The organism is Gorillibacterium massiliense (genome assembly GCF_000455485.1).
Taxonomy (GTDB): Bacteria; Bacillota; Bacilli; order Paenibacillales; family NBRC-103111; genus Gorillibacterium; species Gorillibacterium massiliense.
This window is the reverse complement of sequence record NZ_CBQR020000173.1, coordinates 40,541-47,151: the sequence shown is the minus strand read 5'-3', so window position 1 is coordinate 47,151 and position 6,611 is coordinate 40,541. Positions and strand designations below refer to the sequence as shown.

At 50.1% G+C, this 6,611-nt stretch carries 3 protein-coding genes and 1 pseudogene; 2 read left to right on the top strand and 2 right to left on the bottom strand.

The genetic code is table 11. The annotated features are described in order from the left end of the window. Window positions 1-306: 306 nt before the first annotated feature. Window positions 307-1,041, top strand: a complete 735-nt coding sequence (locus TJ79_RS24660; RefSeq protein WP_040953004.1) for a glycerophosphodiester phosphodiesterase — start codon at window positions 307-309, stop codon at window positions 1,039-1,041. Further along, the gene (locus TJ79_RS24655; protein ID WP_040953003.1) at window positions 1,038-2,279 is read left to right on the top strand and encodes an MFS transporter; all 1,242 of its coding nucleotides are present in this window, start codon (window positions 1,038-1,040) and stop codon (window positions 2,277-2,279) included. Before TJ79_RS24660 ends, TJ79_RS24655 begins: the two co-directional genes overlap by 4 nt. A gap of 167 nt (window positions 2,280-2,446) precedes the next feature. Here TJ79_RS24655 and TJ79_RS24650 read toward each other — a convergent pair. Then, window positions 2,447-5,008 (bottom strand): annotated as a pseudogene (locus tag TJ79_RS24650) (beta-mannosidase). Window positions 5,009-5,418: 410 nt separating this feature from the next. Next, window positions 5,419-6,468 (bottom strand): LacI family DNA-binding transcriptional regulator, encoded by a 1,050-nt coding sequence (locus TJ79_RS24645; protein WP_040953002.1) that lies wholly within the window; start codon window positions 6,466-6,468, stop codon window positions 5,419-5,421. Between the last annotated feature and the right edge of the window lie 143 nt (window positions 6,469-6,611).

The window sequence follows — 6,611 nt, the reverse complement described above, 5'->3', positions numbered from 1 at the left end:
GCAAGCTGTAATTTTTTCCAGCTTTTCAACTTTCCGCTGCAATCCTTATTTCATGTAGTGGAGCGTTTTAGGGCCGAGAACTAATGTATCACGTTTTCTCTATTGAAGCAACTGGTTTTTTTTAACATTCTACTCTCATGAATTAATATCGATATGAGACAAGAGCCATTCACATTAACAGACGAAGTGATGAAGAAGCCAATTATCAGAAAAAAAACAAACCTACAAACCCTTTTCCGCTATAATGAAAGAAGCCGTTTTCATGATATTTCGTTGACGATAAAGCATAGGAGAGGGGAATAGGCAATGAACAGCAGAACCTTCATTTTTGCCCACAGAGGAGCTTCCGGGGATGCCCCCGAGAATACGATGGCCGCCTTCCGTCTGGCGATGGAGCAAGGAGCGGACGGCATCGAGCTGGATATTCAAATGACCCGGGACAGAGAGCTTGTCGTGATCCACGACGAAACGCTGGACCGCACCACAAACGGCCATGGGCTGGTTGCCCATCACACCTCAGCAGAAATTATTCGTCTCGATGCAAGCCATAGTTTCACCACCTACAAAGGTGAACCCGTTCCTCTGCTGACGGAAGTGTTGGAACTGCTAGCCCCGACAAACCTCCAATTGAACATCGAGCTGAAGAATGGAATTATCCTTTATGAAGGTATGGAAGAAAAAGCAATCGCCCTTGTGAAAAAATACGGTATGGAAGATCGAGTGATCTTCTCTTCCTTCAATCACTACAGCCTGGTGAAGCTGGCCGGACTCGCCCCCGAAATCGAACGGGCGATTCTTTACCACGAAGGACTCTACGAGCCATGGAACTATGCCGCCACCGTTCAGGCTAACGGGCTTCATCCCATCTATCTGAGCGTCTATCCGGAAATCGTCGAAGGCACCCATCATGCCGGAATGAAAATCAGGCCCTATACCGTAAATGCGGAAAAGGACCTGCGCCGCATGATCGCCTTAGGCGTCGATGCCGTCATTACCAACTATCCCGCGCTGATGAAATCCATTTTGGAGGAGCGCGCATGAAGTCTTTTTCGTACCCGCGCATTTTCATTATCGGGTTAGGGTTCTTCTCCATCTCCATCGTTTGGCAGTTGTACAACTCCTTCATGCCGCTGATGCTCGGAGATTTCATTGAATCCAAGGCACTGCGCGGCTCCATCATGGGGCTGGACAACCTGGCGAATATTTTCCTCATCCCCATCATCGGAGCGTACAGCGACCGGCTGGACACCCGCTTCGGCAAACGGCTTCCGTTTCTGCTCATCGGGATGCCGCTAGCTGCATTATTTTTGTTTATCATGCCCCACTATCTTAACCTCGGCACGCTCATCGCTATTGATGTCGGCTTTCTGCTGTGTATGACGCTTTTCCGGGCGCCCACCATCTCCCTCATGCCCGACTTCACTCCCCCAGACCGGCGCAGCCAAGCCAATGGCATTATCAACCTGATGGGAGGCATCGGTTCGCTCATCACGCTTTTCGTTCTAAGCAAGCTGTACGACCATAACAAACCACTTCCATTTTACATAGGTGGAATCGTTCTCCTCGCGGTGGTTCTCGTACTTGTCTTTTACCTGAAAAAGAAAACCCGCGACGCCGTTTACGAGGATACTTCAGCAGCTCCCGAGGACAATCAAAACACGACGGGCATTATAAAAGGGCTGGCAAAGGTTTTGACGGATAAGGACCGGTCCGCACTGCTAATTTTGCTCGCGATTTTTTTCTGGTTCGTCGGGTACAGCGGTGTCGAAGCCCAATTTACAACCTACGGGGTCGAGTACATGGGCCTGAGCGAAAGCTCCGCCACCCTGACCATCGGCTTCTTCAGCCTTGCCTTTATCCTCTTCGCCGTGCCCAGCGGCTTTTTAGCTAAAAAATTCGGCAGAGTCCGCACCATCATCACCGGTATTAGCGGATTGAGTGCTCTTTTCATCCTGCTCTTCTTCATTGACGATGTCTCCGTAATGAGAGGAATTTTGCTGGCAGGCGGGGTTTTCTGGGCTCTCGTCAACATTCACTCCTATCCTCTTGTAGTCAGTTTCGCCGGACCTGGGCGCATCGGCTTGTACACAGGTCTCTACTACTTGTTCTCTTCCATCGCTTCAACCGTCGGCCCCGCCATTCTCGGCGGCTGCATGGACGCGTTCGGCGCGCCGGCGATGTTCATCGGATCAGCTTGTGCCATGATGATCGCACTCATCTTCCTGATCAGTGCAAGAAGAGCGGCTATCCGCATCGGCTCCGTGCAAGCAGCAGTCTAGATCAACAGACCGCTCAAGGATAAACAGCTGATGCCGTCTAACAGGACGAGCACCGTTTACCGTAGCGGAATCAGGCTTAATTAATAGTGACGGAACTAATGATGAAGAAAAAAACAGCCTCCACGAGACTTTGCCGATGCTTCGGCTGGCCCGCGAGGCTGTTTCTATTATTGAATAAAATCGTAGATCGATTGCACGAGCACCGCTGAGGGGGTCGCCGGCGAAAAAGGCTCCGAGGTGCCCGACAAACCTCTGCCGCGGAATGACACACGTTTCCGCACACCTGGCAGCAAGTCAAAGGCGTTGTCGCTGAAAATGCCCTCCGTCTCCGCCGACAACCATACCTGCCGAGCCAATGTATCGGTCTCCAAGACAAAAGACGTTACGCCGCCCTCTTTCTCTTCTTTTACCGTAATGACCGGCTGAGACAGCTTCAGCTCCTTGTCTCTTACAAAATAGTGCTCCTTCTCCGCTAGTACGATGCCATCATGCTCCAACTGCGCCGTGAGAACGACTCCGCTTGGATCGCAGCCTTCCAGCATCTCGCTTACGCCGGACACGAATACGCGGGTCGAGTAGCTTCCCGCCATGTCGGCAGGCACGCTCCATTCGCGTACGTTTTTCCCTGAAAAATCCAGCAGCTTAAGGACAATCGTTCCTTTAACCGTAGACGGTTGATCGGATACGACGAAGACGGATAATACCCCCTCCGTTTCCTCTATCGAGACGATCGTATCCTCGAAGCTGCGTTTAGCATAATACTGCAACGCTTTCCATCTACCGTAATAGTCCATGCTCGCCCAGGAAGCGACAGGCCAGCAGTCGTTGATTTGCCAGTACAGCGAACCCATGCAGACCGGCATTTTCCGGCGATGGGCCTCTATAGCCATCTTCATCGCTTCCGCCTGCAGCAGCTGGCTCATGTGAAGAAAAGCCGGAAAGTCTTTGGGCTCCTTCATATATTGGCCCATGTACGTTTTGATCAGTTGATTGCCTGCCCCGTTCTTTTGATGAGCTAGCATAACTGGGGATTCTAATTCCATGTCGCTTGGCTCTGCATAGTGTTTCACCGTACGGAGCTCAGGAAAGGACTGGAACCCATATTCGCTGAGGAAGCGGCCGACATAGACCTTGTAATTGTCGAAGGGCTCCTTGTTGTGCCAGACCCCCCAATAGTGAACGTCCCCCGCCGTCGTCGCCGGGTGGGCATGCTGCTCTGCATCGCCGCTCAAAGCCGTTATAGGAGAGGATGGCCAATATTCGGCTCCTTTTGCCCAGCGGTCGACCTCCTCCGGTAAAACCCGGTGGAAAACCGCCTCGTAATCGGCCCAAATCGTCTCCCGCTGTTCCGGCGTGTACGAACGTTTCCAACCCCAGCCGCCGCCTTCTCCCAAATAATGCGCCCAAGCGGAATCGATCTCGTTGTTGCCGCACCAGAGTACGATGCTAGGATGGTTGCGCAGCCGCCGGATATTATCCTCCGCTTCTTGACGGACTGAAGCAAGAAAAGCCTCATCGCCTGGATACATGCTGCAGGCGAACATGAAATCCTGCCAAACCATGATTCCGTATTCGTCGCACAGCTCATAAAACCGATTGTCCTCATAAACACCGCCGCCCCACACCCGCAGCATGTTCATGTTGCTCTCAGCTGCCGTGGCGATCTCATGAAGATAACGTTCCTCGGTAACCTCCGAAAGGAAGCTGTCGTTGGGAATATGATTCGCCCCTTTACAGAAAACGGGAACGCTGTTCAATTCCACATAAAAGGAAGTGCCGGCCTCATCCTTTTCCCTCACCAAACGGACATTACGCAGCCCGGTTTTCACCGTACCGCGAATCGAATCTCGCTCATGGCCGGTCAGCAGCTCAAACGCGAACGTATACCGCTCCTGATCTCCTAAACCGCGGCTCCACCAAAGCTTCGGCGCCTTCATTTCAAAAGCAAGCTCCACTGTGTTTAGCCCTTCGGCCAATTCCACCTCTTGCTCCCAAGCCATGAAAACCCCGTCTTTTTCCGTCGAAATGCGAAGCGTTCCATTCACAGCCTTGCGAGCATTAATTTCTGCAACGGCTGCCAAATTCGCCGTCTCCGCGCTCACTTGCTCTTGCCGGATATGCAAATCGCTAAATCGGGTTCCGGACCATGCTTCCAGACGGGCTTCCCGCTAAATGCCGCTGGTCACAAACCGCGGGCCCCAATCCCAACCATAATGGTAGGGAGCTTTGCGGGCGAAGACGCTGATCTTCTTCTCGCCAAGGCCGCCTAGCTCCGACTGGTCGTTAGGCGCGGGCAAAGCGTATCCCAGACGGTCAAGCTTGGGCAAATCTTCTGATATAGGAGAACGGAATCGGATGCGAATGCAGTTGCGCCCTGCCCGCAAAAGACTGGACACATCGACTCGCCACGTCCGGAACATATTGTCTGCCGACAGCGCATGGCATTCGTTGACATACACATCCGCATACGTATCCAAGCCTTCAAATACAAGCTCGCGGACATCCTCTTTCATTGACGCATTGTCCAGCTCGATATAGGTTTCGTATTCCCAATCCTTCTTATCGATCCATTGCAGGTTGTGTTCGTTAGTCCCATAAAAAGGATCTTGGATTTTGCCATTCCTCAGCAAATCCGTGTGCACGCAACCCGGAACGTTAGCCGGCAGCCACTCGGTCTCACCGCAAGCTTTAAAGGTCCAATTTTTCAAAATATGTTTGCTTGGGTTCATGTTGTCCTCCTGCTTTCAGTGAATGAATTATGCCTATATTTGCCGACGCTATCTTCCCGCCGTCTCTATCGCCATCTTTCGGCACCTGAATAAGAAAAGTTGAGAATAACATCAAACCAAATGTTAGTCAACTAAAATTATTTATTTTTCAAAAACAAACCTAACAAATCATTCCTTAGTTATATGGAAAACCGACCACATCAGACATGAAGGAACCTTTCCGTTACAAAGATTGCTTGTCAGAACAAAGAGGCATAACTATCAAATCTATACGGAACAGTGAAGTTTTTAGAGACACAACAAATAACAAATACCGTCATTTCCATAAATGGAGTTATGAAAAAAACCATCCGCACAGGCATCAATCACCTGAATGCGAATGGTATTGAGCTCCCTGTCGATTCGGAATGTCAAGTCACTGATGGCTCACGCACGGCAGCGGACAAATCTCGGATAATCACATTGGCTTGAATCAAGGTTTTTTCAAAGTTGGTATTGCGGTTGACGATTCTCCACAACAGTTGATCAACAGCCCGCATCCCCAAAAGTTCCTCGTTAATGTCCACCGTAGCCAAAATGGGCAAATTCGGATGGGTATTATCGAAACCGGTTACGACAACATGCCCAGGCACTTCAATTCCTTTAGCCTTTAAGGTATTCATAACGAACATGGCGGTCGTATCGTTGACACAAACGAATACCTCCGGCACTTCCATTGTTTCGATTTGCTTGCTGATCACAGCCTCAATATTATCATTGTCCATTTCAGGGCTAAGCAGTGCCAGATTCTGAGTAAGGGGAATGTCATAATCGGAGAGAGTGGTCCAAAAGCCCAGCCAACGTTCATAAAAGCTGTAAGCATCGTGGATGTTTCCGACAAATTGATATTTTCGGTACCCTTTGCTGATGAGCTTCAGCGTAAGCTCCCGCATGGACGTAATATTGTCCGTAAAAACCGTATCCGCCTGAAAAGCCGGATCCAGATGATCGACCATGACCACAGGGATGCCAAGCTGCTTGATGTCCAGCAAAATCTGGGTCGACACGCTGCCCAAGGTAATCATCCCTTGAATGGCCTCGGGATTCAGCAGACTGAACACACGATCGCTTGACGGTTCCGTCAGCGTTATTATGTCCATTTTACGCTGGTTCAGGCGGGTAGAAACACCGTCAAAAACTGGCCCCCAATACATGGAATCCTTATTCTGATAGCGGATATTCGGGAATAAAACGACGATGGCGCCCGCTACCTCCCCCGGCAACGGATCAATCGGGTGAATCATCGTTTGCGTTTGCGCCGCCGGCGCTTTCTTGAAATAACCGAGCTGACCTGCGGTTTTGATAATCATTTCCCGCGTAGTGTTGCTTACTCCTGGTTTACCGGCCAATGCCCGCGAAACGGCAAATTTGGACACTCCGGCTAAGTCGGCAATTTGCTGGATCGTTACTTTATCCTTCATAAATCCCATCCTGTGCGAATGAATAATTTCATTTTCATAACATCATGCTATGTTCACTATTATCGTATACAACCAAACAAAAGTACATCATTTTTTTGAATATTGTTATCTTATTGCACTTTTTCTAAACAGAAAGATAGATA

What these genes read in the sequence shown, in the direction of transcription:
- TJ79_RS24660 (WP_040953004.1), top strand. Translation starts at nt 307, where the DNA reads ATGAACAGCAGAACCTTCATTTTTGCCCACAGAGGAGCTTCCGGGGAT.
- TJ79_RS24655 (WP_040953003.1), top strand. Translation starts at nt 1,038, where the DNA reads ATGAAGTCTTTTTCGTACCCGCGCATTTTCATTATCGGGTTAGGGTTC.
- TJ79_RS24645 (WP_040953002.1), bottom strand. Translation starts at nt 6,468, where the DNA reads ATGAAGGATAAAGTAACGATCCAGCAAATTGCCGACTTAGCCGGAGTG.